The organism is Klebsiella ornithinolytica NBRC 105727 = ATCC 31898 (assembly GCF_001598295.1).
GTDB lineage: Bacteria > Pseudomonadota > Gammaproteobacteria > Enterobacterales > Enterobacteriaceae > Klebsiella > Klebsiella ornithinolytica.
On the sequence record NZ_BCYR01000009.1, the window covers coordinates 1 to 18192 of the forward strand.

General features: G+C 61.1%; 17 protein-coding genes. 11 read left to right on the forward strand and 6 right to left on the reverse strand.

Going from position 1 to position 18192, the window contains the following annotated elements; all coding sequences use genetic code 11:
- Window positions 1-60 precede the first annotated feature (60 nt).
- Window positions 61-276 (forward strand): hypothetical protein, encoded by a 216-nt coding sequence (locus ROR01S_RS17270; protein WP_015584927.1) that lies wholly within the window; start codon window positions 61-63, stop codon window positions 274-276.
- A 95-nt stretch (window positions 277-371) separates the two neighbouring features.
- Here ROR01S_RS17270 and fepC read toward each other — a convergent pair whose 3' ends face one another.
- From fepC to fepD, 3 genes are read right to left on the reverse strand one after another with little or no spacing between them, the layout of a single operon-like run.
- Window positions 372-1166 (reverse strand): iron-enterobactin ABC transporter ATP-binding protein, encoded by a 795-nt coding sequence (fepC, locus tag ROR01S_RS17275; protein WP_064359723.1) that lies wholly within the window; start codon window positions 1164-1166, stop codon window positions 372-374.
- Window positions 1163-2155: an iron-enterobactin ABC transporter permease gene (gene fepG, locus ROR01S_RS17280; RefSeq protein ID WP_015584925.1), complete on the reverse strand. Its 993-nt coding sequence runs from the start codon at window positions 2153-2155 to the stop codon at window positions 1163-1165. The genes fepC and fepG overlap by 4 nt, the downstream gene beginning before the upstream one ends.
- A complete protein-coding gene (fepD, locus tag ROR01S_RS17285) occupies window positions 2152-3159 on the reverse strand; it encodes a Fe(3+)-siderophore ABC transporter permease (protein ID WP_064359724.1) in 1008 nt (335 codons plus the stop codon). The genes fepG and fepD overlap by 4 nt, the downstream gene beginning before the upstream one ends.
- A gap of 237 nt (window positions 3160-3396) precedes the next feature.
- On the opposite strand from fepD, the gene entS reads away from it, so the two are divergent.
- The gene (entS, locus tag ROR01S_RS17290) at window positions 3397-4638 is read left to right on the forward strand and encodes an enterobactin transporter EntS (protein ID WP_004859354.1); all 1242 of its coding nucleotides are present in this window, start codon (window positions 3397-3399) and stop codon (window positions 4636-4638) included.
- Window positions 4639-4687: 49 nt separating this feature from the next.
- On the opposite strand, the gene fepB is transcribed toward entS, so the two are convergent.
- A complete protein-coding gene (fepB, locus tag ROR01S_RS17295; RefSeq protein ID WP_004859357.1) occupies window positions 4688-5647 on the reverse strand; it encodes a Fe2+-enterobactin ABC transporter substrate-binding protein in 960 nt (319 codons plus the stop codon).
- A gap of 187 nt (window positions 5648-5834) precedes the next feature.
- Between fepB and entC the strand changes: the two genes are divergently transcribed.
- The 7 genes from entC (at window position 5835) to ROR01S_RS17335 (ending at window position 13461) form a co-directional block, all read left to right on the forward strand.
- Window positions 5835-7010 (forward strand): isochorismate synthase EntC, encoded by a 1176-nt coding sequence (entC, locus tag ROR01S_RS17300; RefSeq protein WP_015584922.1) that lies wholly within the window; start codon window positions 5835-5837, stop codon window positions 7008-7010.
- 9 nt (window positions 7011-7019) lie between these two features.
- Window positions 7020-8627 (forward strand): (2,3-dihydroxybenzoyl)adenylate synthase EntE, encoded by a 1608-nt coding sequence (gene entE / locus ROR01S_RS17305; RefSeq protein WP_004859363.1) that lies wholly within the window; start codon window positions 7020-7022, stop codon window positions 8625-8627.
- A 13-nt stretch (window positions 8628-8640) separates the two neighbouring features.
- A complete protein-coding gene (locus tag ROR01S_RS17310; protein WP_004859366.1) occupies window positions 8641-9492 on the forward strand; it encodes an isochorismatase in 852 nt (283 codons plus the stop codon).
- Window positions 9492-10247, forward strand: coding sequence for a 2,3-dihydro-2,3-dihydroxybenzoate dehydrogenase EntA (gene entA / locus ROR01S_RS17315; protein WP_004859369.1), 756 nt, complete (start codon window positions 9492-9494; stop codon window positions 10245-10247). Before ROR01S_RS17310 ends, entA begins: the two co-directional genes overlap by 1 nt.
- A complete protein-coding gene (gene entH, locus ROR01S_RS17320) occupies window positions 10248-10661 on the forward strand; it encodes a proofreading thioesterase EntH (RefSeq protein WP_004859373.1) in 414 nt (137 codons plus the stop codon).
- 448 nt (window positions 10662-11109) lie between these two features.
- Window positions 11110-13215, forward strand: coding sequence for a pyruvate/proton symporter CstA (cstA, locus tag ROR01S_RS17330; RefSeq protein ID WP_004859376.1), 2106 nt, complete (start codon window positions 11110-11112; stop codon window positions 13213-13215).
- Between the two features lie 48 nt (window positions 13216-13263).
- Complete coding sequence (locus ROR01S_RS17335; RefSeq protein WP_004859378.1) at window positions 13264-13461, forward strand: YbdD/YjiX family protein; 198 nt, start codon at window positions 13264-13266, stop codon at window positions 13459-13461.
- Window positions 13462-13620: 159 nt separating this feature from the next.
- Here ROR01S_RS17335 and ROR01S_RS17340 read toward each other — a convergent pair whose 3' ends face one another.
- The gene (locus ROR01S_RS17340) at window positions 13621-14364 is read right to left on the reverse strand and encodes an SDR family NAD(P)-dependent oxidoreductase (protein WP_004859381.1); all 744 of its coding nucleotides are present in this window, start codon (window positions 14362-14364) and stop codon (window positions 13621-13623) included.
- Window positions 14365-14424: 60 nt separating this feature from the next.
- Window positions 14425-15522 (reverse strand): oxidoreductase, encoded by a 1098-nt coding sequence (locus ROR01S_RS17345; protein WP_064359725.1) that lies wholly within the window; start codon window positions 15520-15522, stop codon window positions 14425-14427.
- A gap of 161 nt (window positions 15523-15683) precedes the next feature.
- On the opposite strand from ROR01S_RS17345, the gene ROR01S_RS17350 reads away from it, so the two are divergent.
- Together ROR01S_RS17350 and ROR01S_RS17355 are read left to right on the forward strand one after the other, a co-directional pair.
- Window positions 15684-17186 carry a sugar ABC transporter ATP-binding protein gene (locus tag ROR01S_RS17350; RefSeq protein ID WP_004859389.1) on the forward strand — a complete coding sequence of 501 codons (1503 nt, stop codon included), beginning with the start codon at window positions 15684-15686 and terminating at the stop codon, window positions 17184-17186.
- Complete coding sequence (locus ROR01S_RS17355; protein WP_004859391.1) at window positions 17183-18181, forward strand: ABC transporter permease; 999 nt, start codon at window positions 17183-17185, stop codon at window positions 18179-18181. The genes ROR01S_RS17350 and ROR01S_RS17355 overlap by 4 nt, the downstream gene beginning before the upstream one ends.
- Window positions 18182-18192: the final 11 nt, after the last annotated feature.

The following is an 18192-nucleotide window of genomic DNA, read 5'->3' on the forward strand; positions in this document are numbered from 1 at the left end:
CCTGCGCAAGGATGCAGGACGGTAGGCCCGGTAAGCGCAGCGCCACCGGGCGAAGCCTCGATGCTCCGGTCGTACGGGAGATTCTCGGGTAGCCCGGAGGATATTGCCGGGCGGCGGCTGCCGCCTGACCCGGCCTACGGAGCGGTGCAGCACCCGCGCAAGGATGCAGACGGCAGGCCCGGTAAGCGCAGCGCCACCGGGCGAAGCCTCGATGCTCCGGTCGTGCGGGAGATTCTGGGTGAGCCCGGAGGGTATTGCCGGGCGGCTGCCGCCTGACCCGGCCTACGGAGCGGTGCAGCACCCGCGCAAGGATGCAGGACGGTAGGCCCGGTAAGCGCAGCGCCACCGGGCGGATCTTCAAGCGGGAGGCGTTACCGGCGCCCCAGCGGCACGACCAGCGGCGTATGGGCGACCGGATCGTTAATGATCATGCAGCGCAGGCCGTAAATCTGCTCGATCAATTCGGCGGTGACAATCTCTTTCGGCGCCCCCTCGGCAATGATTTTACCCTCGCGCAAGGCAATCAGATGCGTTGCGTAGCGGCAGGCCTGGTTGAGGTCGTGCAGTACCGCCGCGAGGGTATACCCCTTTTCGCGGTTGAGCTCGCTCAGCAGCTCCAGCAGATCGATTTGATGGCTGATATCCAGCCAGGTGGTGGGTTCGTCGAGCAGCATAATGGCCGTTTCCTGCGCCAGCACCATCGCAATCCAGGCCCGCTGCCGTTGGCCGCCGGAGAGCGTATCGACGCTTTGTCGTGCCAGGTCGGTTATTCCGGTCGCCCTCATGGCGCTGTTGACCGCGTCATCATCCTCTTTACGCCAGCGGGTAAACAGCGGCTGATGCGGATAGCGGCCGCGCGCCACCAGCTCCTGAACGGTAATATCCCCCGGCGTAGTGGCATTTTGCGCCAGCAGACCGATGCGCTTCGCCACCTCTTTGCTGGCATAGCGCTGGATCTGCTCACCGTCGAGATAAACATGGCCGCTGGCCGGCGTCATCAGGCGACTCAGGGTACGCAGCAGCGTCGATTTCCCGCAGCCGTTAGGGCCAATGATCGCGGTGAAATGGCCGTCAGGAATGGTCACATTCAGCGATTCGGCGATGGTCTTTTTGCCGTACGCCAGGGTTAGCTGGTCGCCGCGCAAACGGGTCGTTTCGGCGGTCATTTTTTGCGGGACTCCTGAATTAACAGCGCGATGAGATAGATACCGCCGAGGCTGACGGTCACCACTCCCACCGGTAATTGATAGGGCATAAACAGGCGCTGGGCGCTGTAGTCAGCCAGCGCCAGCAGCAGCGCGCCGCAGAGCGCCGATTGGGTTAGCCCCCAGCGCGCGGTGCCGCTCAGGCGACGGGCGATATGCGGCGCGACCAGGGCGATAAACGAGATCGGTCCGGCTAACGCGGTGGCAGCGGCGGTCAGCACCACGCCCACCAGCATCATCAGCAGGCGCGAACGTTCTACCCGCACGCCGAGCGCGCAGGCGGTATCGTCGCCCATCTCCAGCAGGCGCATGCGCCGCGCCAGCAGCGCCGCCGCGACCAGCATCAGCACAATCAGCGGCGCCGAGGGCCAGGTTTTGCTCCAGGTCAGGCCATTGAGCGAGCCGGCATTCCATAGTCCGGCAGAGAGAGCGGTCTCCAGCGAGGCGCGCAGCAGCAGCCAGGTATTGAAGGCCACCAGCATGGCGCGAACGCCGATGCCGATAATAATCAGGCGGAAAGTTTCGATGCCGTTGCGCCAGGCCAGCAGCCACACCACCAGCGCGGTCAACACGCCGCCGGCCATCGCCGCCAGCGCAATCGCCGCCAGGTTCTGGCCGAACATCACCATCGCTACCAGCACGCCGCTCCAGGCGCCGGTGTTGAAGCCCATCACGTCCGGGCTGCCCAGCGGGTTACGCATCAGCGACTGAAAAATGGCGCCGCTGACGCCAAGCCCCGCACCGATCAGCAGGGCCATCAGCACCCGCGGCAGTCGCCATTCGGTGACCACCATAGTGATGTTACGCGGCGCATCGCCCAGCAGAGCGGAAAGCACCTGCTCGACGCTTAACGGCACCAGCCCGCTGCCGAGACCCCAGAGGGAGACCAGCAGGCTGGCGGCCAGCAGAAGCAGACAGCTGAGCAGCAGCCGGCGGGAAGGGGCGATCATATTGCACCTCCGCGCGGCTGACGGCGCACCAGCCAAATCAGTACCGGCGCGCCGATAAAGGCGCTGACTACCGAGACTCGCAGTTCACCGGGGACCAACAGGCGGCCCAATACATCGGCAAACAGCAGCAGGGCAGGGGTTGCCAGTAAGGTGACCGGCAACGACCAGCGATGGTCAGCGCCCACCAGCCAGCGCGACATATGCGGCATCATCAGGCCGATAAAAGCGATGGGGCCAACGACCGCCGTGGCGCTACCGCAAAGCACGGTAATCGCCAGCAGGCCGATGAACTGAGTGCGGGCCACCCGGCTGCCGAGCGCGGTGGCGGTATCGTTGCCGAGACTCAGACTGTTCAACGCCCGGCTTAACAGCAGCGTCACGACGGCGGCAATCACCACCGGCAGGAGGACGATTTTCAGCGTCTGCAGAGTGCGAATATCCAGCGAGCCGGCCTGCCAGAAACGTAGCTGGTCATAGACATCAGGATTGAGGAGCGCAATCCCGTTGGAGAGCCCTTCCAGCACGGCCGCCAGCGCCACGCCGGCTAGCGTCAGACGTACCGGGCTGAGCTGACCGCCGCCCTGACTGCCGGTAAAGGCCACCAGCAGCGAGGCGCCAAACGCGCCGCAAAACGACATCAGCAGCTGTTCCTGCGGGGAGTGGATGCCAAACAGCGCGGCACCCAGCACAATTGCGAAGCTGGCGCCGGAGTTCACGCCGAGAATGCCGGGGTCGGCAAGGGGATTACGCGTCAGAGTCTGCATCAGCGATCCTGCCAGGCCCAGCGCGGCGCCGGCCAGCAGTCCCGCCAGGGTTCGCGGCAGCCGGGCGTCCAGCACGATCGTGCAGTCGGCACTCTGACAGGTAGCGGAAAAAGCATCCACGACGACGCTCACTGGAAGAGGTTTGGCGCCAATCAGCAGGCTGAGAGCGATAGCAAAGGCTAAAACGAGTAACAGACCCGGTACGGCAACGGCGCGCACCGTGGTCGTAGAAAACGACATAATTCACATCCCTGACATGATAATGATAGTAATTATCGTTATCGATTCTGTTCAGTTATGTTAGCATGGCGGCCCACAAGAATGGTATACGCAAAATCATTCAGAATGCATCGCGGCGGCAAACGCACGCTTGCCTGGAAGTATCGCTAACCGTATGACCGGGCTAAGGAAGTACAGCCAATAAGCACGCTGCCTGAACGATCGCGCGTTGATGGAAAATAATAACAAGGCGCTGTAATGAACCGACAATCCCGGCTGCTGAATCTCAGTCTGCTGCAAACCCATCCGGCGTTTCGCGCCGTCTTTATCGCCCGTTTTATCTCGATCCTGTCGCTCGGCCTGCTGGGCGTGGCGATTCCGGTCCAAATCCAGATGATGACCCACTCTACCTGGCAGGTGGGGCTCTCGGTCACTTTGACCGGCTGCTCAATGTTTGTTGGCCTGATGGTCGGCGGCGTGCTGGCGGATCGCTATGAGCGGAAACGTTTGATTCTGCTGGCGCGTGGGACCTGCGGCGTGGGGTTTGTCGGTCTGTGCCTCAACGCGCTGCTGCCTGAGCCGTCGCTCATCGCTATCTATCTGCTGGGTATCTGGGATGGTTTTTTTGCTTCGCTGGGCGTGACGGCGCTGCTGGCGGCGACGCCGGCGCTGGTCGGGCGTGAAAACCTGATGCAGGCCGGCGCGATCACCATGCTGACGGTGCGTCTGGGCTCGGTGATTTCGCCGATGATCGGCGGTCTGCTGCTGGCCACCGGCGGGGTGGCCTGGAACTATGGCCTGGCGGCGGCGGGGACGTTTATCACCACCCTGACCCTGCTGCGGTTGCCGCTGCTACCGCCGCCTCCTCAGCCGCGGGAACACCCGCTGAAGTCGCTGCTGGCGGGGCTGAAGTTCCTCTTCAATAGCCCGCTGATTGGCGGGATTGCTCTGCTGGGCGGTCTGCTGACAATGGCGAGCGCGGTTCGGGTGCTTTATCCGGCGCTGGCCGACGGCTGGCAGATGTCGGCCTCGCAGATTGGTTTGCTTTATGCCGCTATTCCGCTGGGGGCAGCGCTTGGGGCGTTGACCAGCGGTCAGCTGGCGCAAACGGCGAAACCGGGCGCTCTGATGCTGATGACGACGGTCGGCTCATTTGTGGCCATTGCGCTGTTCAGCCTGATGCCGGTCTGGGCATTGGGCGCGCTGTGTCTGGCGCTATTTGGCTGGCTGAGCGCGATCAGCTCGCTGTTGCAGTACACCCTGATTCAGACCCAGACGCCGGAAGCGATGCTCGGGCGTATTAACGGTCTGTGGACCGCGCAGAACGTCACTGGCGATGCGATTGGCGCCGCGTTGCTCGGCGGACTGGGGGCGATGATGACGCCGGTCGCGTCGGCAAGCACCAGCGGTTGGGTGCTGGTGATTGTCGGCGTAATACTGATTGGGCTGCTGGGAGAGCTGCGTCGTTTCCAGCGTCCTGAGGCGGTCAGCGAAAGTTAAACGCGCAGGGGCATCCCGGTCAGGCGCAGCGCCTGCCGGGCATGATGGGTTAGCTGAAGAGCGTGGCGAGACGCTGCAGTACCAGCATGGCGCTGTAGTAATCGAGACGGAATGTTTCTGTACCGAGCGGATAGACGCGCTTGTTCTCTACCGCCGGGAGGTGCGCCAGCAGCGGGTTGGCGTAAATCGCATCGGCATCTTTTCCGTCACCGGCAAACAGGAACAGGCTGTTGCCATTGAGGCCTGCGGCTAAATTCTCGCCGCCCAGCTGGATAATGTCATGGCGTTTCCCCTGGCTTTGGCTGGCATGCAGACCGGCGGGTAAGGTCGCCAGTTTAAAGCCCAGCTGTTCAAGCATCTGACCTTGAGCGGATTCCGGCGTCCACAGATTGGCGCTGTGGGCGGCGGCGGTATAGACCAGCGCGCTGATCGGCTGCGGCGGGAGTTTCATCTGGTGCTTCAGGGTGGCGAGCTGCTTATCAAACTCAGCAATACGCGCCGTCGCCTGCTTTTCGTGGCCGGTGATGTGCCCCAGTTCGGTCAACAGCGCCTGCCAGCTTTTGTCATCGTAATTAATGATAAGCGTCGGCGCGATGGTGGAGAGCTGGTCATACAGCGCGAGGGCGGAGTCGCCGCCGGTAGCGCTGATCAGAATCAGATCCGGCATTTGCGCGGCGACGGCCTCGGCGCTGGGTTCGCCGATGTACAGGCGCGCGAGCTTACGTTCTTTCGCGACGGCGCTCCACTGACGCAGAAATCCCCGATCGTCGGCTACGCGGTTGTTCGGCGTGGTTGCACCGCTGGCGACGACCGGCGCGTCAATCGCCAGTAAGGATCCGGTGAGGGTGACGCTGGTGGAGACGATGCGCAGTGGTTTGCTTTCCAGCGTATGTGCGCCGCGGCTATCGGTCACCTGACGAGGCCAGTCGGCCGCCAGAGCTGAGGTAATTCCTAAAAGCACCAGCCCGCAGGCCAGCAGGGTACGGCGGCATAATGTGGACAAATTCACGAATTCGCATCCTGATTCAGTTGGGATAAATGCGTCTCATTTTCAGCTTTGTCGTGCGTGGATGCAAGCCTAAGTCGCACAACATGCCGTTTGTACGGTTGACATGGCAGGCAATACCTTTTAGGTTAGCCAACCAAAATATAAATGATAATTATTCGTAATATCTTTATCGTTTTTGGAGGATGATATGGAAACGTCACTGGCCGAGGATGTACAGGAACAAAAAATGACCCTGTTGCCGGAAAGCTTCTTCTTTATGTCGCCGTACCGCAGTTTTCGTACCGCGGGCTGTTTTAGCCGTTTTTCCCACTCGGCCGCCGATGGCGCGCTGCTCGATGGGGAGTTTCAGCGGAGTATGGCGGCCGCGTTCTCCGACGCGAAGGCTGCCGGGATCCGTAAGCCGGTGATGGTCGGCGCTATCCCGTTTGATACCAACCAGCCTTCCGAGCTGTTTATTCCAGAGAGCTGGGAGAATTTCTCCCGCACCGGTAAACAGCAGTCGGCGCGCTACTTCAGCGCCCAGACGCCAATGGATGTCGTGGATCGTCAGGAGATTCCTCAACAGGATGCCTTTATGGCGATGGTGGAGCGGGCCGCCGAGCTGACCGCGACGCCGGAAGTGGACAAGGTTGTCCTGTCGCGCCTGATCGACATTACCACCCGCGAACGCGTGGACAGCGGCGCGCTGCTCGAGCGCCTGATCGCGCAGAATCCGGCCAGCTTTAACTTCCACGTGCCGCTCTCCGACGGCGGCGTGCTGCTGGGCGCCAGCCCGGAGCTGCTGCTGCGTAAAGAGGGCGATCATTTCAGCTCCCTGCCGCTGGCCGGTTCGGCCCGTCGCCAGCCGGATGACGTACTGGATCGCGAGGCGGGTAACAAGCTGCTGGCTTCCGGAAAAGATCGCCACGAGCACGAACTGGTGACCCAGGCAATGAAGACGGTGCTGACTCCGCGCTGCCGCGAACTGTCGCTGCCGGATTCCCCGCAGCTGGTCACCACGCCGACGCTGTGGCACCTGGCGACGCCGATTGAAGGTACCGCGCTGGCGCAGGAGAACGCGATGTCGCTGGCCTGCCTGCTGCATCCGACCCCGGCGCTGAGCGGTTTCCCGCATCAGGTGGCGAAACGACTGATTGCCGAGCTTGAACCGTTCGATCGCCAGCTGTTCGGCGGCATTGTTGGCTGGTGCGATGACGAAGGTAACGGCGAATGGGTGGTGACGATTCGCTGCGCTCGCCTGCATCAGCGTACGCTGCGTCTGTTTGCCGGCGCGGGGATTGTTCCGGCCTCCTCTCCGCTGGGTGAGTGGCGTGAAACCGGCGTCAAACTGACGACCATGCTGAATGTGTTTGGCTTGAATTAAGAGGCAATGATGATTGCATTTAACCGCTGGCCGGAAAGTTTTGCCGCCCGCTACCGCGAAAAGGGCTACTGGCAGGATTTGCCATTAACCAACCTGATTACCCGTCACGCCGACAGCGACGCCATCGCCATTATCGACGGTGATAAGCAGCACAGCTATCGTCAGTTCAATCAGCAGGTGGATAACCTGGCCTCGTCGCTCCAGCGTCTGGGGCTGAAGCGCGGTGAAACCGCGCTGGTGCAACTGGGCAACGTCGCCGAATTCTACATCACCCTGTTTGCGCTGTTGCGTATCGGAGTGGCGCCGGTGAATGCGTTATTCAGCCATCAGCGCAGCGAGCTGAATGCCTACGCGACGCAAATTGAACCCGCGCTGCTGATTGCCGATCGTGAGCATGCGCTGTTTGCCGATGATCATTTCCTGAATGGCTTTGTTGAGCAGCATGCGTCAGTACGGGTTGTGCTGCTGCGCAACGATTGCGGTGAATACGATCTGGCGGCGGCGATCGCGCGGCCGGCGGAGAACTTTATCGCTAATCCGACGCCTGCCGATGAAGTGGCCTTTTTCCAGCTCTCCGGCGGCAGTACCGGTACGCCGAAGCTGATACCTCGCACCCATAACGACTACGACTACAGCATCCGTCGCAGTAACGAAATTTGCGGCATCAGCGCGGAAACCCGCTACCTCAACGCGCTGCCCGCCGCCCATAACTACGCGATGAGCTCGCCGGGTTCCCTCGGCGTGTTTCTGGCCGGTGGTCGGGTGATTCTGGCCGCCGATCCGAGCGCCACGCTCTGCTTCCCGCTGATTGAACAACATCAGATTAACGTCGCTTCGCTGGTGCCGCCGGCGGTCAGCCTGTGGCTACAGGCGATCCGCGAGGGGGCCGGGAACGCGCAGCTGCGTTCGCTGAGGCTGCTGCAGGTTGGCGGCGCGCGTCTGTCGGCAACGCTGGCGGCGCGGATTCCGGCGGAGATTGGCTGCCAGCTTCAGCAGGTCTTCGGCATGGCGGAAGGGCTGGTGAACTACACCCGCCTCAACGACAGCCCGGAACGCATCATCAATACCCAGGGCTGCCCGATGTGTCCGGACGATGAGGTCTGGGTGGCGGATGCCGACGGCAACCCGCTACCCCGTGGTGAGGTGGGGCGTCTGATGACCCGGGGTCCATACACCTTCCGCGGCTACTACAAAAGTCCGCAGCATAACGCCGAAGCGTTTGATGCCGACGGTTTTTACTGCTCCGGCGATCTTATTTCGATCGACGAGGACGGCTATATCACCGTGCAGGGGCGTGAAAAAGATCAGATCAACCGCGGCGGCGAGAAGATCGCGGCGGAGGAAGTTGAAAACCTGCTGCTGCGCCATCCGGCGGTGATCCATGCCGCGCTGGTCAGCATGGAAGATAGCCTGCTGGGCGAGAAAAGCTGCGCGTATCTGGTGGTGAAAGAGCCGCTGCGCGCGGTAGCGGTACGTCGCTTCCTGCGCGAACAGGGCGTCGCAGAATTTAAACTGCCGGACCGTGTGGAGTGCCTGGATGCACTGCCGCTGACGCCGGTGGGCAAAGTCGATAAAAAACAACTACGCCAGTGGCTGGCTTCACGCGAGCCGGGCTGAAGGAGAAAAGAGAATGGCCATCCCTGAATTACAGGCTTACACGCTGCCGGAAGCCAGCGACATCCCGGCGAACAAAGTGAACTGGGCTTTTGAGCCATCCCGCGCCGCGCTGCTGATCCACGATATGCAGGAATATTTCCTCAACTTCTGGGGTGAAGACAGCGCCATGATGGCGAAAGTCGTTGCCAATATTGCCGCGCTGCGTGATTTCTGCAAACAGCATAATATTCCGGTGTTTTACACCGCGCAGCCGAAAGAGCAAAGCGATGAAGATCGCGCCCTGCTGAATGATATGTGGGGACCGGGCCTGACCCGTTCGCCGGAGCAGCAGCGGGTGATTGCCGCGCTGGCGCCGGATGAACACGACACCGTCCTGGTGAAGTGGCGCTACAGCGCGTTTCACCGCTCGCCGCTGGAAGAGATGCTCAAAGAGAGCGGCCGCGATCAGCTGATTATCACCGGCGTCTATGCCCATATCGGCTGTATGACCACCGCGACCGACGCCTTTATGCGCGACATTAAACCATTCTTCGTCGCCGATGCGCTGGCTGACTTTAGCCGCGAAGAGCATCTGATGTCGCTGAAATATGTTGCCGGTCGTTGTGGCCGCGTCGTGATGACCGAAGAGCTGCTGCCGCTGCCGGCATCAAAAACGGCGCTGCGTGCGCTGGTACTGCCGCTGCTCGATGAATCCGACGAGCCCATGGATGACGAAAACCTGATCGACTATGGTCTGGACTCCGTACGCATGATGGCGCTGGCCGCCCGCTGGCGCAAAGTGCACGGCGATATTGATTTCGTGATGCTGGCGAAAAACCCGACCATTGACGCCTGGTGGGCGCTGCTATCCCGTGAGGTGAAATAATGGCCGCGCTGGATTTTCAGGGGCAAACCGTTTGGGTCACCGGCGCCGGTAAGGGGATTGGATACGCAACGGCGCTGGCGTTTGTTGAGGCCGGCGCTCGGGTGAGCGGTTTCGATCTCGCTTTCGAGGGGGATGACTATCCGTTTGCCACCCACACGCTGGATGTTGCCAATGCGCAGCAGGTGGCCGAGGTATGCGGGCATCTGCTGAAAGGCATCGATCGGCTGGATGTGCTGGTTAACGCCGCGGGGATTCTGCGCATGGGCGCGACCGATGAGCTGAGTCTGGACGCATGGCAGCAGACTTTCGCCGTCAACGTCGGCGGGGCGTTTAACCTGTTCCAGCAGACGATGGGCCAGTTCCGTCGCCAGCAGGGCGGGGCAATCGTCACCGTCGCCTCCGATGCCGCGCATACGCCGCGCATCGGCATGAGCGCCTACGGCGCCTCAAAGGCGGCGCTGAAAAGTCTGGCGCTGACCGTGGGCCTGGAGCTGGCGGGCAGCGGCGTACGCTGCAACCTGGTCTCTCCGGGCTCCACCGACACCGATATGCAGCGCACGCTGTGGGTAAGTGAGGATGCCGAGCAGCGCCGTATCCGCGGTTTCGGCGAGCAGTTTAAGCTCGGGATCCCGCTGGGTAAAATTGCGCGTCCGCAGGAGATTGCCAGCACGATTCTGTTCCTCGCTTCCGATCACGCCAGCCATATCACGCTGCAGGATATCGTGGTGGACGGCGGCTCGACGCTGGGGGCATAAATGGCCTGGAAACGTCAGCTGACGCTGGAGGCGCTTAATGCCACCAGCGACAATACGATGGTCGCTCACCTGGGGATTGTCTACACCCGGCTGGAAGAGGGGCTGCTGGAGGCGAGTATGCCGGTTGATGCGCGTACGCATCAACCGTTTGGCCTGCTGCACGGCGGCGCCTCCGCGGCGCTGGCGGAGACGCTGGGGTCGATGGCCGGCTGGCTGATGACCGAAGAGGGCCAGTGCGTGGTGGGGACCGAGCTGAATGCAACCCACCATCGGGCGGTCTCGAGCGGTCGTGTGCGCGGCGAGTGTCGCCCTCTGCACCTGGGACGTCAGAACCAGAGCTGGGAGATTGCGGTGTTCGACGAGCGGGGCCGTCGCTGCTGCACCTGCCGCCTCGGCACCGCGGTACTGGGCTGAGGAGGTCTGCTCCCGGCGCGCGGGGTGAACTCTTAAGCCGGGCGACGGGCCCACAACCGCCGGTGATTTTGTCGCCCGGACAAAGCGCAATGTGCCATCTCCGGAAATGTCCTTGGTGTTGCCATACTCTGCGGCTGACTTACGGCCCGGGCTAACCTCTCTGTTTTCCCGGCTGGCGCTACGCTTAGTCGGGCGACGGACCGGTGCGCTAAGGTTGCCTGGTTCAGGCGTTTACGCCGCGAGCCGGGGTGTCGTCTGACGACGTATCATGTAGCGCTTTCTTGCTGGCGATACATTCCATTTTCCCCCCAGAAGTGATCTCGCTAGCAATGTGAGATAAATCCCTGTCTTTGTACGACATCTGTACGGTTTCAATGTTGTTAAACCCGGCGTTGTGTTCTAGAAACAAAATGTAACATCCTGATTACCTTACCGGTGGAACGCAACGATGAATCATTCAGGGAAATACCTCATCTGGACATTGCTCTCGGTTGTCGGAGCCTTTGCCCTCGGCTATATCGCCTTAAACCGAGGTGAACAGATTAATGCGTTATGGATTGTCGTCGCGGCAGTCTGCATTTATCTGATCGCCTATCGTTTCTACGGTCTCTACATCGCCAAAAATGTGCTGGCGGTTGACCCGACGCGCATGACCCCCGCCGTTCGGCATAACGACGGCCTTGATTATGTCCCGACCGATAAAAAAGTGCTGTTCGGTCATCATTTTGCGGCGATTGCCGGTGCGGGGCCGCTGGTAGGACCGGTGCTGGCGGCGCAAATGGGCTATCTGCCGGGGATGATCTGGATCCTCGCCGGGGTAGTGCTGGCCGGCGCGGTGCAGGACTTTATGGTGCTGTTTGTGTCTACGCGCCGCGACGGACGTTCTCTCGGCGAGCTGGTGAAAGAAGAGATGGGGCCAACCGCCGGAGTGCTGGCGCTGGTGGCCTGCTTTATGATTATGGTGATTATCCTCGCCGTACTGGCGATGATCGTGGTGAAAGCGTTGACCCACAGCCCGTGGGGCACCTATACCGTGGCCTTCACTATTCCGCTGGCGATCTTTATGGGGATCTACATTCGCTACCTGCGTCCGGGACGCATCGGCGAAGTGTCGGTGATTGGTCTGGTGATGCTGGTATTCGCGATTGTCTCCGGCGGATGGGTGGCGGAAAGCCCGACCTGGGCGCCGTGGTTTGATTATACCGGCGTACAGCTGACCTGGATTCTGGTGGGCTATGGTTTTATTGCCGCCGTTCTTCCGGTGTGGCTGCTGCTGGCGCCGCGTGATTACCTGTCGACCTTTCTGAAAATCGGCACCATCGTCGGGCTGGCGATTGGGATTCTGATTATGCGTCCGACGCTGACCATGCCGGCGCTGACCAAATTTATTGACGGCACCGGCCCGGTCTGGTCTGGCAGCATGTTCCCGTTCCTGTTTATCACCATCGCCTGCGGCGCGGTCTCCGGCTTCCATGCGCTGATTTCATCCGGAACCACGCCTAAGATGCTGGCGAATGAGGGCCAGGCCTGCTTTATCGGCTACGGCGGTATGTTGATGGAGTCCTTTGTCGCCATCATGGCGCTGGTGGCGGCCTGTGTTATCGATCCGGGCGTCTACTTTGCGATGAACAGCCCGATGGCGGTACTGGCGCCGGCTGGCACCACCGATGTGGTAGCCTCTGCCGCACAGGTGGTCAGCAGCTGGGGCTTTAGCATTACGCCGGACACGCTGCGCCAGATAGCCAGCGAAGTGGGCGAGCAGTCGATCATCTCGCGGGCCGGCGGCGCACCGACGCTGGCGGTGGGGATGGCCTACATCCTGCACGGCTCGCTGGGCGGTCTGATGGATGTTGCCTTCTGGTACCACTTCGCCATTCTGTTTGAAGCACTGTTCATCCTGACGGCAGTGGATGCGGGCACCCGCGCAGCGCGCTTTATGCTGCAGGATTTACTGGGCGTGCTCAGCCCGGGCCTGAAGAAAACCAACTCGCTGCCGGCCAACCTGCTGGCGACCGGGCTTTGCGTGCTGGCGTGGGGATACTTCCTGCATCAAGGGGTTGTTGACCCGCTCGGCGGCATCAATACGCTGTGGCCGCTGTTTGGTATCGCTAACCAGATGCTGGCGGGGATGGCATTGATGCTGTGTGCGGTGGTACTGTTTAAAATGAAGCGCGAACGCTATGCCTGGGTTGCGCTGCTGCCGACGTCCTGGCTGTTGATTTGCACCCTGACCGCCGGCTGGCAAAAGTCGTTCAGTCCGGACACCAAAGTCGGCTTCCTGGCGATTGCCAATAAGTTCCAGGCGATGATCGACAGCGGCACGATTCCGCCTCAGTACACCGAATCTCAGCTGGCGCAGCTGGTCTTTAACAACCGTCTGGATGCGGGATTAACCATCTTCTTTATGGTGGTTGTGGTGGTGCTGGCGTTCTTCTCCATCAAAACCGCGTTGGCGGCGTTGAAAGAGGATAAACCGACGGCGAAAGAGACGCCTTATGAGGCGTTACCTGCCGCTGCAGAGCCGATGGCGGCGCAGGCGAAGCGCGCACATTAAACCCTACCCCCTTTCCACGTGCGGAAAGGGGGACCATGAGAGAGCACTATGTTTGATACCCTTTCGAAAGCCGGGAAGTATCTGGGTCAGGCGGCGAAAATGATGATTGGCGTGCCCGATTACGATAATTATGTCGAGCATATTCGCCTGACGCATCCTGAGCAAACGCCGATGACCTATGAAGAGTTCTTTCGCGAGCGACAGGATGCACGCTACGGCGGAAAAGGGGGGGCGAAGTGCTGCTAAGAGCCTATTCCATTAGGCTATTTTATTTGCCATTTTGACCCAGGGCGGTGCTCACCATCCTCACCTACTGCGTGTACGCTCCGGTGATTCCGCGCTGTCCGCGGCCAGACTGGCGGCAACACGCCTACGGGGATAGGCTTTTAGTCGCCTTCTCAGGCGTCAGGCATTAAGTCCCCCATCAACATCCAGACCGGTGCCGGAGATTTGTCCGGCCGCCGGGCTGGCCAGAAAGGTCACCGCGGCGGCGACGTCATCCGGCTGACCGTAATGTCCGACGGCAATAAGCTGACGCTGCGAGTCGGCCTGCTCCCCGTTCGCAGGGTTCATATCGCTGTCGGTAGGGCCCGGATGCACCAGGTTTACGGTAATGCCGCGCGGCCCGAGATCGCGGGCGAGGCCGCGGGTCAGCGAGTTGAGCGCAGATTTGGTCATGGCGTAGACCGCGATGCCCGGTGAGGCGACGCGGTTGGCGAGGCAACTGCCGATATTGATAATGCGCCCTCCCGCGGGCAGATGCGGCAGCGCTGCCTGGATGGCGATCACCACGCCACGGATATTGACGTTGATCAGCGCATCGATATCTTCCAGCGACAGCGACTCCAGCGGGCCGCCGCGGGCGATCCCGGCGTTATTGACCAGAATATCCAGCCCGCCGAGGGTCTCTACCGTGCGTGTGACGGCCTGCTGAATCGCCTGGGCGTTTGCGCTGTCGGCCTGAATCGCCGCGCCGCGGCGGCCGAGAGCCACAATCTCGTCGACCACCGCCTGCGCTTTATCGGCGGATTTTTCATAAGTGATAACCACATCGGCGCCCGCCTGCGCCAGCGACAGCGCAATGGCGCGGCCAATTCCGCGACTGGCGCCGGTAACCAACGCTTTTTTACCCGTTAACTCGATCTGCATGATGACCTCGTACTGTGAGTGGGAGATGCATCATTAGGTATAGAGCGAGATTGCTGTCCGTCAATGCACCTGCCTGCGGAAGTTTTCCACTTTCTCAAAAGCGGCGGCCAGGCTTTGCGGCGTCAGTTCCACCGGCAGGAAGTGGATCGACTCCACCGGACGCAGGGTATGGGCAATGACCCGCTCCAGTTCGTCCCGATTGTGGATATCCACGTCGAGTTCCGCCAGGGTCGTGGGCAGGTTGAAACGCTGCCAGGCGTTAATCAACTGGGCCAGCACGTCGTCCTGACCCAGCAGGGCGCTTTGCACCAGAATACCGTAGGCAACCTTGGTGCCATGAAGGAATTTATCAGTCTGCGGCAGGATCGTCAGGCCGTTATGCACCGCATGGGCGGCGGCGACGCGGGTATAGCGCTCGCCTAAGCCGCCGACCATCCCGCCGCCGGCGATAATGGCATCCGTCACGTCGCGGAACGCCTGCGACAGTTCGCCGCGCTGCTGATCCGCCAACGCGGTTTCGCTGCTTTGCAGCAGAACGTCGCGAATGGCCAGCGCGTCGTTAATCCCCAGGCGCACGGTCAGCGGCAGCGTTTCCGGCTGCGGCGCCAGTACCACCGCTTCATACCATTTCGCCAGCGTATCGCCGATTCCCGCCAGCAGATATTCCGCCGGAGCGTTGAGGATGATTTGCGGTTCCACCAGCACGAGGAAGTTGGCGTCATCAAAAATTTCAAAATGCAGCGCCTGGCCGGCGTCGTTGTACCACACCGATAGCGGGGTCCACGCGGCGCAGGTGGCGGCGATGGTCGGGATGGCCACCACCGGCAGACCCAGCCGCCGGGCCACGGCCTTGGCGGTATCCAGCAGCGCGCCGCCGCCGACGCCAATCACCACGGCCCGGTCATCCCCGGCTTCCGCGACCAGCTGCGCGACGTCGCTTTCGCTGCAGTGCCCACTAAACAGCACTTTTTTGGCGCCGACGGCGTGAAACGCCCCCGGCAGGAAGGGCTGCGCACCGGCGATGGCGCGCTCGCCGTAGATCCAGATGGCGCGGGCAAGCTGCTCGTCGCTGTAAAAATCGTGCAGGTGGGCAAGGCTGCCGTTATGGGAAAAATAGTTAGCCGGGCCGGGTACCACGCGGATATCGCTGTTGCTCATGAACGCTGTCCTTATTTCGTTTCGCTAACCTGATGTTATGTCTGGACATCCGGATGGCTAATATTATTTCGTTTTATCTTATGCCTTTTACGCAGTTGTCAGTCAAGGTCGGCTGTGAAAAATTCGTTAAATCAGAATATTAATCGTAAAGGTCCCGGCGGATGACAGTGAATCGTCTTGAGATGAACAACATTAATCTGGCCTTTTCCGGTTTCAGGGCGCTGAGCAATGTGGCGTTCACCCTGCGGGGAGGGTCGGTACACGCGCTGACCGGTGCTAACGGGGCGGGGAAATCGACGCTGATGGCGGTGCTGTGCGGAACGCACGCCCATTATGAGGGCGAGATCGTCATCAATAATCAGCCGGTGAGCGTTCGCTCGCCGCGGGATGCGAAACTGCTGGGCATTCATCTGGTGCAGCAGGAGGTCGATGTGGCGCTGGTGCCCGGCCTGTCCATTGCGGAAAACATTATGCTGGATCGTCTGGCGGAGCCGGGGCTGGGCTTCAGCTGGCGCGCAGTGCGTGAGCAGGCGCGCGAGGCTCTGGCCCAGCTGGATATTACGCTCGATGTGCGTCGCCCCATCGACAGCTGTACCCTGGCCGAGAAGCAGCAAATTCTGCTGGCCCGCGCGCTGTCGCACCATTGCCGGTTTTTAATTCTGGATGAACCCACCGCGCCGTTGGATCAACATGAAAGTGAGCGCCTGTTTACAGTGGTACGCCGTCTGCAGCAGCAGGGGATCGGCGTGGTGTTCATCTCCCACCGTATTCATGAGCTGAAGGCTATCTGCGACACCCTGACGGTATTGCGCGACGGAAAGCTGATTGAAAGCAGCCCGATGCACGATCTGAGCGGCGAGCAGATCGTCGAGAAGATGCTCGGCCACGAGCTGAGCGATATCTTCCCGCCGAAACGCCCGCCCCACGGCGAAGAGGTTCTGTTACAGGTTGACGGTCTGCATGACGAGGGGCTGTTGCAGGATATTTCGCTGCGGCTGCGCAAAGGCGAAATTCTCGGTATCGCCGGTCTGGCCGGCGCGGGAAAAACCGAACTGTGCAAAGCGCTGTTTGGCGCCAGCAAAAGCCGCCTGACGCGCGGGGAGTTGAACAGCCAGCCGTGGCGGCCCCGCGACCCGGCAGATTCTGTGCTGCGCGGGCTGGCGCTGGTACCGGAAGAGCGACGCAAAGAGGGCATTTTTATCGAAGAACCGATCGGCATGAACCTGGCGGTCAGCGCCGATAACAGCTTTTCGCGCTGGAGCCTGTTCGGCCATCGCCAGGCGTGGCGCTGGGCGGAAGAGGTGATCGCCCGGATCGGGATTCGTACCACCGGTCCGGCTCAGACCCTGCGCCGGCTTTCCGGCGGCAATCAGCAGAAAGTGGCGATCGGCAAATGGCTGCGCGGTAACGCCAACGTCTTGATATTCGACGAGCCGACCAAGGGTGTCGATGTGAAAGCAAAAACCGACCTGTTCACCCTGATCGACGGGCTGGCGCGCGACGGGAAGGGGATTATCTATGCCTCGGGCGAATTCTCTGAACTGGTGGGATTGTGCGACCGCATTTGCGTGTTGTGGGATGGCCGTATCGTCGCAGAAATTCCGGGCGCTGAGGCCCGGGAAGAGACACTACTTTATTACTCCACCGGAGGAGCAGCAGCGTGAGCAAGGCCCTGACAGTTAACGCGACGGCATCGGGTCGTCAGCGATTTTTTGATTTTCTTTATAAATGGGGCATGTTGCTGACCGTGGTGGCGCTGATTGCCGTTTTTGGCCTCGCCTCGGACAACTTCCTCGACCCGTTCAACATCATCAACATTTTGCGCTCCATCGCCATCGTGACGGTGATTGCGATCGGCGTCTCTGTGTCGTTAACCATTGGCGGCTTTGACCTGTCGGTGGGGTCAACGGCTTCGCTGGCAAACGCGCTGGTGATTTCGCTGTTTGTCTGGCACGGCTTCGGCACCACCGAGGCGATCCTTATCACCCTGGCGCTCTGTACGCTGGTGGGGCTGTTCAACGCTTTTTTGATTGTCGTCCTGCGCATTCCCGACATGCTGGCTACCCTCGCCAGCCTGTTTGTGATTCAGGGCGTGGCAATGACCTACAGCTACGGCGGCTCGATTACCGAGAACATGGTATTGCCGAGTGGCGACATGGCGGAAGGGGTGATTCCGGCCGCCTTCGGTGCGCTGGGACAGGTGCCTACGATTGTGATCGTGATGCTGGTGGTGACCGTGGTGGCTCAGCTGGCGCTCTCGTTCACCACGCACGGGCGGAGAATGTACGCCATCGGCGGAAACCCAGAGGCCGCACGGCTCTCCGGGCTGCGCATCACCCGTTATAAAGTGGCGGCCTATGTTATCGCCTCGCTGCTGGCCGGGCTGGGCGGCATTTTACTGGCCTCGCGCATCGGTTCCTCGCAGGTTAATGCCGGCAGCGGCTACCTGATGGATGCGGTGGCGGCGGCGTGGATAGGCTTTTCACTGGCGGGTTCAGGTAAACCGAACGCGCTGGGCACGCTGGTGGGGGCGGTGATTCTTGGCGTGCTCTCCAACGGCCTGGTGATGCTGTCGGTGCCGTACTACGCCATGGACATTATTAAAGGGCTGGTGCTGGCTGGCGCGCTCGCACTGACCTACTTTCAGCGCCGCACATAAAATTTTACAGG